We start from the raw sequence: 14,556 nt of genomic DNA, 5'->3' as shown, positions 1-14,556 counted from the left end.
AAAGAGGAACAATATTTAGTGAAAGGAGAAAACAAACATTAACCGCTCTAAAATTCAAAAACTATGATCAAAAAGTTTTTTTATGCAGCAATGGCATGCGGGCTATTAGCTTTCGTCATGTCGTGTGAAGACCAAAAATTCAACAATATCAATGTTGACGTGGATCGGGTGGAGCTCGATCATCTCACGGAGGACATGATAAAGGTTAGGGATTACGTGCCGGAGTATGCTGTTGTTGCACACCGGGGATCTACATTCTGGGCACCGGAGGAAACAGAAGCCGCTTATCGCTGGGCAAGAGAGATTGGTGCCGATTATCTGGAATGTGATATGCAGGTGTCAAAGGACGGGGTTGTGCTTGCTTTGCATGATGATAATCTGAAACGCACGACGAATATCGAAAACGTATTCGGGGAGACGTTGCCGTTTGATATACGGAAAGCGTATTACCAGAAGATCGGGTACACGGAGGCCGAGGCCGATTCTCTTACGCGAGTGGATGCCAAGAATTTCGTACCGAATCTCCCGGCTTATTACACTTACGAGGAGTTGTCCATGCTGGATGCCGGAACGTGGTTTAACGAGACAAGTATCGAGCAGGCACGTCCGAGTTTCTCGGAGCAACACCAGTATGTTTCTACCTTGGAGGACCTTGTTAATTTCGCCCGTGGGAAAATATTGAAGAGAGATGGCGACGGACAACGTGTTTTCACGATAGGTCAGAAAACCGGGGAGAAGATCAAGAGTTTGAGTGGTACTGCCGATTTGATCAAGTATACTTTCGAGTACGAGGCGGATCCGGAGGACACGGGACACAGACCGGGTATCTATATCGAGTTCAAGGAACCGTGGTTGAATCCGACCGGGTTCGAGGAACTGGTTTACGAGGAGCTGGATCGTTTGGACATGAATATTATTACCAAACCGGAGGCGGAGAATACGCCTTTCTATGTGAACGGTAAGGTGAACACGGGGAACACGAACGGTAAGGTGATTTTACAGACTTTCTCGTTGGAGAGTCTGGTACGTATAGCCGAACATTACAAGGGGCAGGTTCCGATGTGTTTCTTGTTATGGAAAGGAACGGGAGCAACCGATCTGACTTATGATGATCCGCTGGGATACGCTTCATTTATCAACTTGGGCGTGAAGTACAAGGCACATTTTATAGGACCGTGTATTGCCGGAGCCCCGAATGATTACCCGGAGTTGAATAATCCTTGGCAGGATTACCTGATACATAAAGCGGGAATGAAGAATCATCCTTATTCTTTTGACACGTATGACCAAATGGCAAAGTATTTCGGCCAGTATAATTTCGGCGTGGAGATTGACGGGAAGTATAAAGCTCCTTATCTGGACGCATTGTTCACGAATCACTCTGACATGAGTATCAATTACATGATTACGCAGGGATGGAGAAAGAGTCCGGCATCACAGGATTTGGTGGATGCGAGAGTTGTGTTAGAAAGGTTAGGATACTAAATCATTATTTAAATACAGATCAGTATGAAAAGATATATATTATTTCCCGTGATGTTGGTCGCCCTCGTGATGTTATCTAACGGGGTAAAAGCTCAGGTCGAGGATGTGCCGAATCCCTTGCTACAATATATAAATAAGGAAAACGGACTACGGTTTACCGCGGGAGCCCGCCTGTTTGCCGATGTCGCTTATTACCATTCGGAGTACACTCCGATGAAGTCCGGTGCGGCGATTACCGATGCCCGTATCCGTACGTCGTTGACATATAGACAATTCTATTTTTATGCCGATTTCGATTTCTCGAAAGGCAAGTTTACCCAAAAGAATATTTTCGTGCGGTATAATTTCGGTGAATCTCCATTTGCGATTCATAGTTTGAAAGCGGGATATTTTAATGAACCGTCAAGCATGAGTCTGAACGCCAGCTTGTATAATTATCATTTTATTGCCCGTGCGGCTCCTGCCATGGCGTTATCTGCTGGACGCAGTTTAGGTATTACTTACAAGTATTATGATGCCAGTTTCTTTGCCGATCAAGGTATTTTCGCCGAGAACAAGTATAATGATCAAATCTCAGGATTCCAAGGAGTGAGTCTTAGCGGGCGTTGGTTGTACAAACCGATTAATGACGAGGATATCACGTTACACGTGGGGGCTTCTTTTCATTATGCCAGAACGAACACGGGTGAAGTGGTCGATAATGTTTTCCGGACGAATATGGAGTTGGAGTCGAATATGCAGACCTACGTGGATGCCACGACCAAATTCCTCAGTGCTGATGTACCTTGGGCAAAGAATACAATTACTTTTGGACCGGAAGTTTTGTTTAAATCTGACGATTTCTTTTTTAGAGGGGAGTATATTTATAAACGTATTTACAAGAGTAGAAATGACCGGGAGCTTTTCGAGAACCAATTGGGAGGAGTTTGGAGTTGGACAACGCAAGAATCTTGGTTAGCGGGTAACCCGATAAGAAGTTCTAAATTTCAAGGTGCTTACGCGGAGATGGGATATCTGATTCGCGGAAATGCATACGAGTACGATGATGAATACGGTTTGCTGGGAGGATGTAACAGTAAGGGCGACTTGGAGGTTGTTGCCCGCTACAGCTACACCGAATTGAATGATATTAACAAGGGGGATTTCTTTCTGATCGGTAAACATGTATTCTATCCGGACGGGGTGGTTTCCGACTATCCGCCTGTTTCGACCAGCATCGGGGGAGGACGTTTGCATACTGCCACGGTGGGGATTAACTACACGTTAAACCAGTACGTGAAGGTGATGGGTGAATATCAATACAGTAACTTGAAGAACGTGTATTATCCTTTGGATAAGAATTTTCATCAATTGCAGATGCGCTTGATGGTATCGTTCTAATACAGGTTTATAAAGTTGTCCCATTGGGATTTAAAGTTCATAAGGTATGTTATTTTTGACATACTTTATGAACTTTATAAATTTCATGAACTTTACAAACTAAATTCTTCTCTTGCATTTTTAATTCCGTTTTATTATTTTTGACTTTTGATACACACAAAACACTAATCTATAATTTAGCGGGAAAACTATGAGAAGAATTACTTTACTCTTGGTGGCGTTGGTTTCTGTGGCAAAGTTTGCGGTGGGGCAAGTTGATGTAAGTGCGATTAATAAGCCTATCGAGTTGTTGCAGGAAGCGAATAAAGACATCGAAAACGGGGATTATCAAGATGCCGTGCAAAAGTTAATAGCGGCAAATCGCTTGAATCCTAAGCTAAGGGAAGTTTATTTATCACTAAATGTTGCCTGTTCGCACACGAATCAGATTTCTTTATTGAAAGATTATTTGATTAAGGCAAAGAAAATTTTCGAGGAAGACGATGAATTATGTTATTATCTGGGGAACCTTTACCAAAATCAAAAAAAGTACACGGAAGCGGTGAAAGAGTATTCTCTGGCAATTGACTATTCAAAAAAGAACGGTGAGGATTACGAGTTGGTATACGCCTATTATTTGAACCGGGGAAATTGCTATCTGAAACAGAACGAGTTTGCTAAGGCTATTCCGGATTACACGTATTCGTTAAAACTGAACAAGGACAACGGGGCTATTTACGCTAATCGGGGCATCGCTTATTTCCAAACGGGTAAACGGAAAGAGGCATGTGTTGATTGGCGGAAGGCAAAAAGTTTAGGCGTTACCAGCGTGAATGCATATATTAATCGCTATTGCAGATAGCGATTGTTGCATAACATAAAGGGGCATTCAGCCCCTTTGTTATTTAAAAATATCAATTAGTGATGTGAGATTGCTGGTGAAAAGTTTCACGGAAATTGCCAGAAGAATAATCCCCAAGAATTTGCGTAGTATATATACTCCGCCTTTCCCGAATACTTTCTCGACCAGCGTGACATTCTTTAATACGAAATAGACAACAATAATGTTTAGCGTTAAGGCTATAATAATGTTAATAATATGATACTCGGCACGTAACGATAGCAACGTGGTAAGTGTACCGGCACCCACGATTAACGGGAAGACCAGAGGGACAATGGAGGCAGTACCGGAAGGACTGTCATTTTTGAAGATCGGTATACCGAATATCATTTCCACGGCAAGCACAAAGATAACGAGTGAACCTGCCACGGCGAAAGAGGATATATCCACGCTAAACAAGTTTAACAGGCGGTCGCCGACATACAGGAATGTGATTAGTATGGCAAAGGATGCCAATGCGGCTTTCATGGCACTTATTTTGTGTCCGTTTTTTTGAATGTCAATGATAATGGGGACTGTGCCCGTGATATCGATGACTGCAAAAAGTACCATAAACGCGCTTGCTAATTCCTGAATGCTAAACTCTGAAAAACTCATGTCAAAAAGGTTGGTTTATTCTCAATTAATATTGTAATTTTGTGTGCAAAGATACGGAAACGGACGGTGTTATCAAAATGAATTATAATAATACGGAAAAGCTATGGCTTACACGAAATTAATCATAGAAAAGCAAGAGAATATCTGCACGGTGAAGATCAATAATCCTGAAGCGTTGAATGCGCTTAACTCTACTATATTGAAAGAGTTGGATGCAACCTTTGCCGAGATAAAAGAAGATAATAGTATTGATGTGGTAATCCTGACGGGTGAAGGGCGTTCCTTTGTTGCCGGGGCAGATATTTCACAAATGTGTGAGATGAACGCTATCGAAGGAAAGGCATTCGGTGAATTGGGAGCATCCGTCTTTAGAAAAATTGAGTTGTTGGATAAGGTTGTTATTGCTGCCGTGAACGGTTTCGCGTTGGGTGGCGGTTGTGAATTGGCAATGGCTTGTGATATCCGTGTTGCCTCTGTGAAAGCGAAATTCGGACAACCGGAGGTCGGTTTGGGTATTACTCCCGGCTTCTCGGGGACTCAACGTCTGGCTCGTGTAGTGGGGATCGGTAAGGCAAAGGAGTTGATCTACACGGCAGACGTTATTGTCGCGGAAGAAGCTTATCGTATCGGATTGGTAAATAAAGTTGTGGCACCCGAAGTCTTGATGGATGAATGTATGGCTATGGCGAAAAAGATAGCATCCAAGGCTCCGCTTGCCGTTCGTTATGCCAAGGAAGCGATAAACCGGGGTATCGAAACGGACATAGATACCGGGATCTCAATCGAGGCCGATTTGTTCGGGCTTTGTTTCTCAACGGAAGATCAGAAAGAAGGGATGCAAGCATTTTTGGGCAAAAGGAATGCCGATTTTAAGAAAAGATAGTAATGATATTTTTTTAATAAACGAAAGAATTAGATAATATGAAAATTTGCGTTGTAGGAACAGGTACGATGGGTAATGGCATTGCCCAGACTTTCGCCCAAGCAGGGCATGATGTCCTGTTGAAAGGTCGCTCGGAAGCATCTTTGGAGAAAGCTCACAAAACGATCGAAAAGAGTCTTTCCAAATTGGTTGAAAAAGGCAAGATGGAAGCCGCGGAGAAAGAGGCGATAAAGGCTCGTATCAAAGATACGATGGATTACGGGGATTGTAAGGATGTCGATTTGGTAATCGAGGGTGTTGCCGAGGATATGCCGACTAAGCTCGAGATATTCAAGACGTTGGATGCTATCTGTAAACCGGAAGCTATTCTCGCGACGAATACTTCTTCTCTTTCTATTACCGAGATCGGTGCCGCTACAAGTCGTCCGGATAAAGTGATCGGGATGCACTTCTTTAATCCGGTGCCAATGATGAAGTTGGTAGAAGTGATCACGGGACAATTGACCTCTCAAGAAACTCATGACAAGGTGATGGCTATCGCTACCGAGATCGGTAAAACTCCGGTAAGCGCGAACGAGGCTCCGGGATTCGTCGTGAACCGGATCTTGATTCCGATGATTAACGAGGGAATCAGTATTTACGCCGATGGAGTGGCTTCCAAGGAAGAGATTGACGAGGCCATGAAACTGGGTGCCAATCACCCGATGGGACCTTTGGCTTTGGGCGACTTGATCGGATTGGATGTATGTCTGGCAATCATGGAGGTATTGTTCCATGAGTTTGAAGATTCTAAATATCGCCCGCATCCGTTATTACGCAAAATGGTTCGTGCCAACCAGTTAGGACGCAAGACCGGAATCGGTTTCTACGATTATCGTAAATAATCGGGGTTGTAAATTGCTGGTTGCAAATTGTGATATGAAAGCGACGCTGTTCGGGATGAGCAAGCGTCGCTTTTTTTACTGTCCCAAACGAACGGAAGAGCGTTTGACGGGATGCGGGTCGTCCACTATTTGTCGCAGTTTGTAAGAATTGAAATGAAATGTCAGTCCGATCCAATAGGCGTGGGTGGCTTCTTTACTGTAGTTTTGGAGATAGTGTTGACCTTTGAGGGAATGAATATTCCATTCGGAAGTGTCGAAAACGTCCGTGACGGAAAAGCTTATTTGAAGCCGATCACCTAAGAAACCTTGGCGGACGTATAAATCAAGATAGTAGTCTTCTTCCAGCTTGAATTGTGGAACTTTTGTAGGGGAACGATACCGGAAATTAGCTTGGAATTCCATGTATTTACGGGGAATTATAGTTATCCTCCAATCGCTGTTCCAACAGAAAGCATTGGTGTGGAGATCGATATCCCCGGATTTGCCGGAAGAGTGCGTGTGTGTGAAGGAAAACGCGGGATGCACGGTTAGCCACGGGCTAGGTTCAAAAGGAATTTCTATATCCAATCCGATTTCGTTTTGTATGATACCGTTCATGTAACTCAGGAGTAAGCTGTTGTCCGGGGTGAACGAGTACACCGGGGAAATGAATTTTTCGGTTGCGTTGAAGTAGAGGGTGCTGTTTACTTGTATTTGTTTACCCGAATACGAGTGATTGATTTCCGCCCGATTCATAATTTCCGGTCGTAATGTCGGGTTACCTTGTTCGAATGTTATGCGGTCGATATATGTCAGAGATGGAGTTAATTGCGTGTAGTCCGGTCGTGTGGACTGCCGGGTAAAGCGGAACGCTAATTGCTGATTGTCTGCAAGCGAGTAGCTGACAGCCAGTAACGGATACGGGTAAAAATGTCCTGTATCATCGTAATCGGCTTGCAGACCTATTTTATAATGGAACTGTTTACCCGCTTGATCGGAATAGAAAAGGTAAGGCGAAAAGATATATTCATCATGGTTTAGAACCTCACGGGATGGAGAGTGGTTTGAATTTTCTTCCGGTGATTCCTCGCGGATATAATTTATTATATTCCAGCGGGAGAAAAATTTGATTCCGGTTTCCAAATGTCCTTTGTCGGATAGTGATTCTATGTAGTCCATTTGCAGGTGAATGAAGCGAGGGATTTCTTTGCTGTTGGATACATGGACAATATTATGATTTACATGGTATTTGGATGGATGGGAATCTTTCGTGTACGAGAAAGTACCATTTAGTGACAGTTCCTGCCTGTCTTGTTCGAATATGTGTTTGTAAGCCAAGGAGGTTTCAAATGTTTTTCGGGCGAAAGCGATCCTGTTATGTTCATTATCACCTATCTCTTGATTCGTGGTGATTTTAGGAAGGTGTACCTTGAAGTCCCAAAGAAATAAATTACGGGTAGAGGGACGTAGATTAATTTGAAGGTTTATCAAATGGCTTAAATGATGTTGTTCGGTTTCGATGGATTGGAATATTTTGTTATCATGAAAATAACGTGATAGTTCGCTACTGATTTCAATTCGATCGGAATGTCCGGAATAATCCATGTATAAATCCCAATTCTTTCGATTGTATCCCAAGTTGATGTTCCCTGTGAAGTTGTTCGTGAAATCATAATTCAACGAGATCGAGCCATTGAATGTGCCTTTTGCTTTTTTGCTGTCCTCTTGTCCTTGAATCTCGGAGCACACACATAATGCCAGGAAAGAGAAAATGAGTTGAATGCCCTTTTTCTTCATGTATATCCGGTTTATTGTTTTTAAACAGGAATATGACAAGAATACTCCGAGATTCCTTGCGTTGAATGGTTCATTTTTAGGATTTATTAGAAATTAGAGAGGGAGGTCAGTATGTCGAGTTTGTGTGTATGAAAAATAATATTAAGAATGTTTGTCAATTCGACAAAAACAATACATATTTCAATAAATAATGTCATAAATCGTATTTTTTCAATTTGCAGTTGTGGTATTAGGTTTCGAGAGAGAGGTAAATGTCTACGAAAAGTCACCATTTTCCATGCTTCAGCCAATACTTTTGTGGTGTCCAAAAAAGAGCGGATATTGTGGAAAATTATTAACGTGCGGTTCTGTTTTTATTTACAAAATAACATGCATGGGTAAATAGTGCCATTGAAAACTCTTGGTTGGATAGTGGAAATTTCCCAAAAGGACAGTTTTCATATATTGTACCTGTTTAAGGATGGTATATGGAACACATGGTAAAAACGTCGATTCCTGATGAAAAAGGTCAGTGCGCGAAGCGCATCCGGACGGTTTTAATGAATGATCTATTAATGCAAGAGGGTACTTTGAAAATGTCAGATAGAGAGCGAAAAATATTTTGGTTCGCGGCTTACACGAAGACAAACCAGGAATTAACAATCAAGAAGCGGTTGGATGGACTGGAAATAGAGAACTATCTGGCCATACGGGAAGAGGTTCGAGAGACGTCTGCCGGTAAAAAAAGAGTACGAGTGATATTAATACCACATTTAATTTTTATCCGAACGGATCAAGTAACCGCTTTTTCATTAATTAATGAGCTGGGAGTGAATGTTGTTTATCTTAAAGACCCTGTAACCCGCCATTCTCTAATTGTCCCGGACAGACAGATGAATGATTTTATGTTTTTACTTGATTTTTCGGAAAGTACGGTGGAAGTAATTAATGAAGAATTAAAACGGGGTGATCGGGTTCGGGTGATCAAAGGACCTTTAGCGGGATTGGAAGGCGAACTGTTGCGAATCAAAGGTCATAAAAGAGTCATTGTACGGTTGGAAGGTGTGGTTTCAATAGCGACCTCGTATATTCCGGGGTCATTCTTAGAGAAAATAGGATAATAATAATAAATGGATACGAGAGCATTTAAGGATTTATACCGTAAGGTATGGAATACGCGTGTGAAAGATTTTCCCGTGTCTTCATTATCGTGTTTGCTGCATGGTTTTTTGGCGGCTTATTCGATGGTACGTGTTTTTCCTTGGCTGGAAGATAGTTATGTTTCCCGGTGGAAAATACATGAACGTATACGGGAGATCGCGAATGTTTTGTCGCTTCAATTGGGAAGTACTTCAATCTCCGTGGAAGAACGGGTAGGGCATGTGGCGGATTTGATGGATTCTTATTTGACGTATTCGGATATGGATATTCTAAATAAGGCGTTGGATGAGGCTTGCGAGATTCTCCGAGCATTGGAAAACGGGGACAAAACAGTTGAAACTTGCCGTACCCCTGAAATGTGTCGGATGTTGTGCAGCTGTTATTATTTCATGAATGAAGAGAAGTATTTGGAATTCGCGTGGCACATCATCCATGAATGGGAGGAGGAGAAATTCACTATAAACGTGGAAAAAGGATGGAGAAAAAATCGTGCCGTGGACTTCTATTACAATATTGTCGGAAGTAATAGGAATACCGACGAAAATACGTTGTTTTTGGATAAGATGATTGTAGAGCAAGAGCCCGATGACCTTTGTACATTGGCATTGCAGTTTGATATATTGTCTGCTCGTGAATACGAGGAAATGAATTTGAATTCATAAGTATTATTTTCAATGAAAGGAATTGTATTGGCCGGAGGGTCCGGAACTCGATTATATCCTATTACCAAAGGGGTAAGTAAGCAATTGTTGCCGGTGTATGACAAACCCATGATCTATTATCCGATATCAGTATTGATGTTAGCGGGAATACGTGAAATTTTGATTATTTCCACCCCGCAGGATCTGCCTGCTTTTCAACGCTTGCTTGGGAACGGGGATGATTACGGGGTACGTTTCGAGTACGCGGAACAGCCTAGCCCGGATGGGTTAGCACAGGCTTTTATTATCGGTGAAAAGTTTATCGGTGAAGATCCTGTTTGTCTGGTACTGGGAGATAATATATTTTATGGTAGTTTTTTCACGAAACTTTTGTCCGAAGCCGTGAAAACGGCAGAACGAGAAAGTAAAGCGACAGTTTTCGGCTATTGGGTTTCTGCTCCGGAACGTTATGGCGTGGCGGAATTTGATAAGGAGGGGAACGTGCTGTCCATAGAAGAAAAACCGCGGGAACCGAAATCGAATTATGCGGTAGTGGGATTGTATTTTTATCCTAATTCAGTTGTGAAGGTGGCTAAAACAATTAAGCCTTCAGACCGGGGAGAGTTGGAAATCACCACGGTTAATCAAGAGTTTTTAAAAGATAATGCGCTGAAAGTTCAATTGTTGGGACGAGGGTTTGCTTGGCTGGACACGGGAACTCACGAATCTTTGGCTGAAGCATCTACTTTTGTTGAAGTAATCGAAAAACGCCAAGGACTGAAAATTGCTTGTCTAGAGGCAATTGCCTATCGTAAAGGGTGGATTACTCGAGAAAAAATGCAGGATGTGGCACAACCGATGATAAAAAATCAATACGGGCAGTATCTGCTTCGTGTCGTTGAAGAACTGAAAGGTAGATAGTTCATGTCTTCATTAAAGCAAAAGACAATAAAGGGTACAGCTTGGAGTTTTGCCGATAATATAGCCAACCAAGGAATAATGTTTCTGGTCGGGTTGGTATTGGCAAGATTACTTACCCCGGAAGAATACGGTTTGATAGGTATTATTACCATATTCATAGCCGTGTTCAATAGTATTGTTGACAGCGGTTTTTCTAATGCTTTGATTCGAAAGAACAACGCTAAAGATATAGACTACAACACGGTGTTTTTTTCTAACTTGCTGTTGAGTATTTTATTATTCTTTGTTCTTTTTGCTTGTTCGCCTGCTATCAGCCGTTTTTTTGATAACTCGGAATTGATTCTCTTAACCCGTGTTATGGGAATCGTGTTGATTATTAATGCTTTTGCTATTATTCAACAGACGCTCTTAATGAAGCGTGTTGACTTCAAGACGCAGACTAAAGTCTCTTTAATTGCCTCTATCTCGAGTGGAATTATCGGAATCAGTATGGCATTCGGGGGAATGGGGGTATGGAGTTTGGTCGGACAACAGATATCTCGGCAATTACTGAACACCGGTTTTCTTTGGTTTTATAATAAATGGCTTCCCAAACTGCAATTCTCGTGGCAAAGCTTTCGTGAATTATTCGGGTTCGGGTGGAAATTATTGGTATCAGAACTGATCAACACGACTTGGAAAGAAATTTTTCAAGTGGTTATCGGGAAATGTTATAGTGCGCAAATGTTAGGGCAGTACACCCGTTCCAAACAATTTGGAGCCATCTTTTCCAGTAACCTGACTACCATCGTGCAACGCGTGAGTTATCCGGTGTTGAGTTCTATTCAAGATGATAAGGAACGATTGAAGTTGGCGTACCAAAGGGTGATCAAGGTTACGATGTTGATTACTTTTGTTTGTATGTTGGGACTGGCCGCGATTGCCAAACCGATGACATTGGTTTTAATCGGGGAGAAATGGCTGATTGCGGCAGGTTTACTGCCTATTATATGTTTTAACATGATGTTGTATCCCTTACACGCTATCAACTTGAACATGTTGCAAGTACAGGGGCGTTCAGACTTATTCCTGAAATTGGAAATTCTAAAGAAGATCATTGCTGTCGGACCTATTCTGTTAGGTATCTTTATCAGTATCTATTGGATGCTTTGGGGGAGCGTGATCACGGGGTTTGTCGCTTATTATCTAAATGCTTATTACTCCGGTAAGTTTTTGAACTATACCATGAAAATGCAGATCAAAGATATATATCCTTCTTTTTGCATCGGGGGTGTAATGGCCGTTGTTGTTTACGCGGTTTCATTCCTTCCGTTATCTCCTTTCCTCTTGCTTCCGCTTCAATTATTTATCGGGGCAGGTATCGCCTTGGGGTTGTGCGAGATGACTCGTCGGGAGGAATATATCGAGATAAAAACGATCGCCTTGTCAGCATTACAAAAAATTAAAAATGGAAGATAAACAAATTACAGTAACCTCCCCGTTACTCCCGGATCTTGATGAGTTTAACGATTTACTGAAACGTATCTGGGATAAAAAGTGGATTACCAATAACGGGAGTTTTCATAAAGAACTGGAAGCCGCGTTATGCGAGTATTTAAAAGTGCCTTACATTAGTTTGTTTACTAACGGTACCTTACCTTTAATGTGTGCGTTGCAGGCTTTACGAATAACGGGAGAGGTCATTACCACTCCTTATAGTTTTGTCGCCACGACACATTCTTTGTGGTGGAATGGTATCAAACCGGTATTCGTGGATATTGATCCCGAAACCTGCAATCTTGATCCGGATAAAATCGAGGCGGCAATAACTCCTAAAACCACGGCAATTATGCCTGTCCATGTGTACGGAAAACCTTGTGCCACGGGACGTATTCAAGCAATAGCCGATACTTACGGGTTGAAAGTGATTTATGATGCCGCCCATGCTTTTGGTGTGGAGGTAAACGGAAAATCTATTTTGAATGCCGGAGATATGTCCACGTTGAGTTTTCACGCGACTAAAGTTTATAACACGATAGAAGGCGGGGCTTTGGTGTATCACGACGAAAAGACCAAAAAGAGGATTGATTATTTGAAAAACTTCGGTTTCGCGGATGAGGTGACTATCGTGGCGCCCGGTATTAACGGAAAAATGGACGAGGTGAGGAGTGCTTACGGTTTGTTAAATCTAAAACAAGTGGATGCCGCAATCGAAGGTCGGAAGCAGGTGGCTGTAAAATATCGGGAAGGACTCCGGAATATAAAGGGTATCCGTGTCATGGAAGATATGCCGGGAATCCGCCATAATTATTCTTATTTCCCGATTTTTATTGATGCCGAGGAATACGGGATGACTCGCGATGAACTTTATTTCAGAATGAAAGAATGGAATATCTTGGGGCGTCGCTATTTTTACCCGTTGATCACGGAGTTTTCTACTTACCGGGGATTGGAATCCGCCAACCCGGTGCATCTTCCTGTTGCGGTGAAAATGGCGGATAGTGTCATCTGTTTACCAATGTATTACGGGTTAACGGAGAATGATATTGATAAGATCTTGAATTGTATTCAATCCGGTCAATGAAAAAGTTGTTGATTCTTGGTGGTACATATTTTCAAGTACCGGCTATTAAATACGCTAAATCACAAGGTTATCATGTTATAACCTGCGATTATTTACCGGGTAATCCGGGGCATAAATGGGCTGACGAATATTATAATGTAAGTACTACTGATAAAGAGAAAGTTTTGGAATTGGCTCGCTCTCTTCATGTGGATGGGATTCTTTGTTTCGCTTCAGACCCGGCAGCTCCCACGGCAGCCTATGTCAGTGAAAAATTAGGCCTGCCGGGAAATCCGTATGATAAAATTGTACTTTTAGGGGAAAAGCATTTGTGGAGGGAGTTTTTAAGAAAAAACGGTTTCCGTGTCCCGAAAGCAAAACCTTATCTTGATGTTCGAGAAGTGAATACAGATGAATGGAGGTTCCCGGTCATGATAAAACCGGTTGATTCGTCCGGTAGTAAAGGAATTTCTAAAGTTTCGGATAAGAATGAGCTTGCGGGGGCTTTTCACTATGCTCTGTCGTATTCTAGGCTTAAAATTGTGTTGATAGAAGAATATATTGAAAAAGTCGGACCCCAGATCGGGGGAGATGGTTTTTTTGGTACTTCCCGGTTGGATTTTGTATGTTATGGAGATCAGGTGGTAGATGACAGTATTAATGGCTATGTCCCCTGCGGGATGAAATTTCCTTCTTTACTATCTTCCGTTTTGAAAAAGAATATTACGGATGACATCGAGCGGGCGATTCAGCTTTCCGGTTTAAAAAATTTATCCTTTAATCTTGAAGTGATGGTCGATAAAAACGATCATGTTTATCTTATGGAGCTTGGTCCTCGCAACGGGGGAAATTGCATCCCGGAAGTAATACAAAATTATACTGGCGTGAATATGGTCGCCTTGGCTGTCGAGGCTTCTTTGGGAAACACGATTCCTGTAACGCCCGGTTCTAATGAGCATGTTTTTGCTTATTATGCGTTGCATAGTCATATCCCCGGGATATATAAAGGATATTGCTTATCCGGGCATTTTAAAGGAAGAGTGAATAATTCCTATATATTCCTGAAAGAGGGAGATAAAATAGATGTTTTTTTAGGTTCCAACCAAACAATCGGAATATTGTTGTTGGAGTTTGATACCCGGGAGGATATGGATGCTTTTTTTGAAACACCGTCGACTTATGTTGAAGTAATGATAGAGCAAGGAAATGCATAAAGAAATCGGGGGATATTTTCAGCTGGAATTGTCGAATAAAGGCAGTTTTATGCATGATAACGGGGTATTGTTGAATTCCGGAAGAAATGCTTTGGAGTATATACTTCGGGCAAAAGGGAATATCAGTCGTTTGTGGATACCATATTACACGTGCGATACCGTCTTGGAGCCTCTTGTGAAATTGAATCTGCCTTATTCTTTTTATTCGATTGA

Annotated in this window: 13 protein-coding genes and 1 pseudogene; 12 read left to right on the top strand and 2 right to left on the bottom strand. The window is 42.1% G+C overall.

From position 1 onward, the window contains the following. Window positions 1–63 precede the first annotated feature (63 nt). The 3 genes from Q5866_RS20025 (at window position 64) to Q5866_RS20015 (ending at window position 3,706) form a co-directional block, all read left to right on the top strand. The gene (locus Q5866_RS20025) at window positions 64–1,485 is read left to right on the top strand and encodes a glycerophosphodiester phosphodiesterase family protein (protein ID WP_099289760.1); all 1,422 of its coding nucleotides are present in this window, start codon (window positions 64–66) and stop codon (window positions 1,483–1,485) included. Between the two features lie 24 nt (window positions 1,486–1,509). Continuing rightward, on the top strand, window positions 1,510–2,865 hold the full coding sequence (locus tag Q5866_RS20020) for a porin (protein WP_303182108.1): 1,356 nt from the start codon (window positions 1,510–1,512) through the stop codon (window positions 2,863–2,865). Between the two features lie 190 nt (window positions 2,866–3,055). Continuing rightward, on the top strand, window positions 3,056–3,706 hold the full coding sequence (locus Q5866_RS20015) for a tetratricopeptide repeat protein (RefSeq protein WP_099289762.1): 651 nt from the start codon (window positions 3,056–3,058) through the stop codon (window positions 3,704–3,706). 39 nt (window positions 3,707–3,745) lie between these two features. On the opposite strand, the gene Q5866_RS20010 is transcribed toward Q5866_RS20015, so the two are convergent. After that, the gene (locus Q5866_RS20010) at window positions 3,746–4,342 is read right to left on the bottom strand and encodes a MarC family protein (RefSeq protein ID WP_186977569.1); all 597 of its coding nucleotides are present in this window, start codon (window positions 4,340–4,342) and stop codon (window positions 3,746–3,748) included. A gap of 103 nt (window positions 4,343–4,445) precedes the next feature. Between Q5866_RS20010 and Q5866_RS20005 the strand changes: the two genes are divergently transcribed. After that, entirely contained in the window at window positions 4,446–5,225 is a 780-nt protein-coding gene (locus Q5866_RS20005; RefSeq protein ID WP_186977567.1) for a short-chain-enoyl-CoA hydratase, read from the top strand. A 38-nt stretch (window positions 5,226–5,263) separates the two neighbouring features. Then, window positions 5,264–6,109, top strand: coding sequence for a 3-hydroxybutyryl-CoA dehydrogenase (locus tag Q5866_RS20000; protein WP_099289765.1), 846 nt, complete (start codon window positions 5,264–5,266; stop codon window positions 6,107–6,109). A gap of 75 nt (window positions 6,110–6,184) precedes the next feature. On the opposite strand, the gene Q5866_RS19995 is transcribed toward Q5866_RS20000, so the two are convergent. Next, window positions 6,185–7,885 (bottom strand): outer membrane beta-barrel family protein, encoded by a 1,701-nt coding sequence (locus Q5866_RS19995; RefSeq protein WP_303182105.1) that lies wholly within the window; start codon window positions 7,883–7,885, stop codon window positions 6,185–6,187. Window positions 7,886–8,352: 467 nt separating this feature from the next. Here Q5866_RS19995 and Q5866_RS19990 point away from each other — a divergent pair, with 467 nt between their 5' ends. The 7 genes and pseudogenes from Q5866_RS19990 to Q5866_RS19960 form a co-directional block, all read left to right on the top strand. Then, window positions 8,353–8,985, top strand: coding sequence for a UpxY family transcription antiterminator (locus Q5866_RS19990; RefSeq protein WP_366482881.1), 633 nt, complete (start codon window positions 8,353–8,355; stop codon window positions 8,983–8,985). Between the two features lie 9 nt (window positions 8,986–8,994). Continuing rightward, entirely contained in the window at window positions 8,995–9,687 is a 693-nt protein-coding gene (locus Q5866_RS19985; protein ID WP_099289767.1) for a hypothetical protein, read from the top strand. A gap of 12 nt (window positions 9,688–9,699) precedes the next feature. Continuing rightward, the gene (gene rfbA / locus Q5866_RS19980) at window positions 9,700–10,587 is read left to right on the top strand and encodes a glucose-1-phosphate thymidylyltransferase RfbA (protein ID WP_303182103.1); all 888 of its coding nucleotides are present in this window, start codon (window positions 9,700–9,702) and stop codon (window positions 10,585–10,587) included. A gap of 3 nt (window positions 10,588–10,590) precedes the next feature. After that, complete coding sequence (locus tag Q5866_RS19975) at window positions 10,591–12,045, top strand: lipopolysaccharide biosynthesis protein (protein ID WP_303182101.1); 1,455 nt, start codon at window positions 10,591–10,593, stop codon at window positions 12,043–12,045. Then, window positions 12,035–13,150, top strand: coding sequence for a DegT/DnrJ/EryC1/StrS aminotransferase family protein (locus Q5866_RS19970; protein ID WP_303182100.1), 1,116 nt, complete (start codon window positions 12,035–12,037; stop codon window positions 13,148–13,150). The genes Q5866_RS19975 and Q5866_RS19970 overlap by 11 nt, the downstream gene beginning before the upstream one ends. Further along, the gene (locus Q5866_RS19965; RefSeq protein ID WP_303182099.1) at window positions 13,147–14,343 is read left to right on the top strand and encodes an acetyl-CoA carboxylase biotin carboxylase subunit family protein; all 1,197 of its coding nucleotides are present in this window, start codon (window positions 13,147–13,149) and stop codon (window positions 14,341–14,343) included. The genes Q5866_RS19970 and Q5866_RS19965 overlap by 4 nt, the downstream gene beginning before the upstream one ends. Then, window positions 14,336–14,556 (top strand): annotated as a pseudogene (locus Q5866_RS19960) (hypothetical protein); the annotation flags it as partial. The gene Q5866_RS19965 and the pseudogene Q5866_RS19960, both read left to right, overlap by 8 nt.

Origin of the sequence: uncultured Butyricimonas sp., assembly GCF_959596855.1 — a bacterium.
GTDB lineage: Bacteria > Bacteroidota > Bacteroidia > Bacteroidales > Marinifilaceae > Butyricimonas > Butyricimonas muris.
This window is presented reverse-complemented; position numbering and strand designations above follow the sequence as displayed.

What these genes read in the sequence shown, in the direction of transcription:
- Q5866_RS19990 (WP_366482881.1), top strand. Translation starts at nt 8,353, where the DNA reads ATGGAACACATGGTAAAAACGTCGATTCCTGATGAAAAAGGTCAGTGC.
- Q5866_RS20010 (WP_186977569.1), bottom strand. Translation starts at nt 4,342, where the DNA reads ATGAGTTTTTCAGAGTTTAGCATTCAGGAATTAGCAAGCGCGTTTATG.
- rfbA (WP_303182103.1), top strand. Translation starts at nt 9,700, where the DNA reads ATGAAAGGAATTGTATTGGCCGGAGGGTCCGGAACTCGATTATATCCT.
- Q5866_RS20015 (WP_099289762.1), top strand. Translation starts at nt 3,056, where the DNA reads ATGAGAAGAATTACTTTACTCTTGGTGGCGTTGGTTTCTGTGGCAAAG.
- Q5866_RS20020 (WP_303182108.1), top strand. Translation starts at nt 1,510, where the DNA reads ATGAAAAGATATATATTATTTCCCGTGATGTTGGTCGCCCTCGTGATG.
- Q5866_RS20005 (WP_186977567.1), top strand. Translation starts at nt 4,446, where the DNA reads ATGGCTTACACGAAATTAATCATAGAAAAGCAAGAGAATATCTGCACG.
- Q5866_RS20025 (WP_099289760.1), top strand. Translation starts at nt 64, where the DNA reads ATGATCAAAAAGTTTTTTTATGCAGCAATGGCATGCGGGCTATTAGCT.
- Q5866_RS19965 (WP_303182099.1), top strand. Translation starts at nt 13,147, where the DNA reads ATGAAAAAGTTGTTGATTCTTGGTGGTACATATTTTCAAGTACCGGCT.
- Q5866_RS19975 (WP_303182101.1), top strand. Translation starts at nt 10,591, where the DNA reads ATGTCTTCATTAAAGCAAAAGACAATAAAGGGTACAGCTTGGAGTTTT.
- Q5866_RS19985 (WP_099289767.1), top strand. Translation starts at nt 8,995, where the DNA reads ATGGATACGAGAGCATTTAAGGATTTATACCGTAAGGTATGGAATACG.
- Q5866_RS19970 (WP_303182100.1), top strand. Translation starts at nt 12,035, where the DNA reads ATGGAAGATAAACAAATTACAGTAACCTCCCCGTTACTCCCGGATCTT.
- Q5866_RS20000 (WP_099289765.1), top strand. Translation starts at nt 5,264, where the DNA reads ATGAAAATTTGCGTTGTAGGAACAGGTACGATGGGTAATGGCATTGCC.
- Q5866_RS19995 (WP_303182105.1), bottom strand. Translation starts at nt 7,885, where the DNA reads ATGAAGAAAAAGGGCATTCAACTCATTTTCTCTTTCCTGGCATTATGT.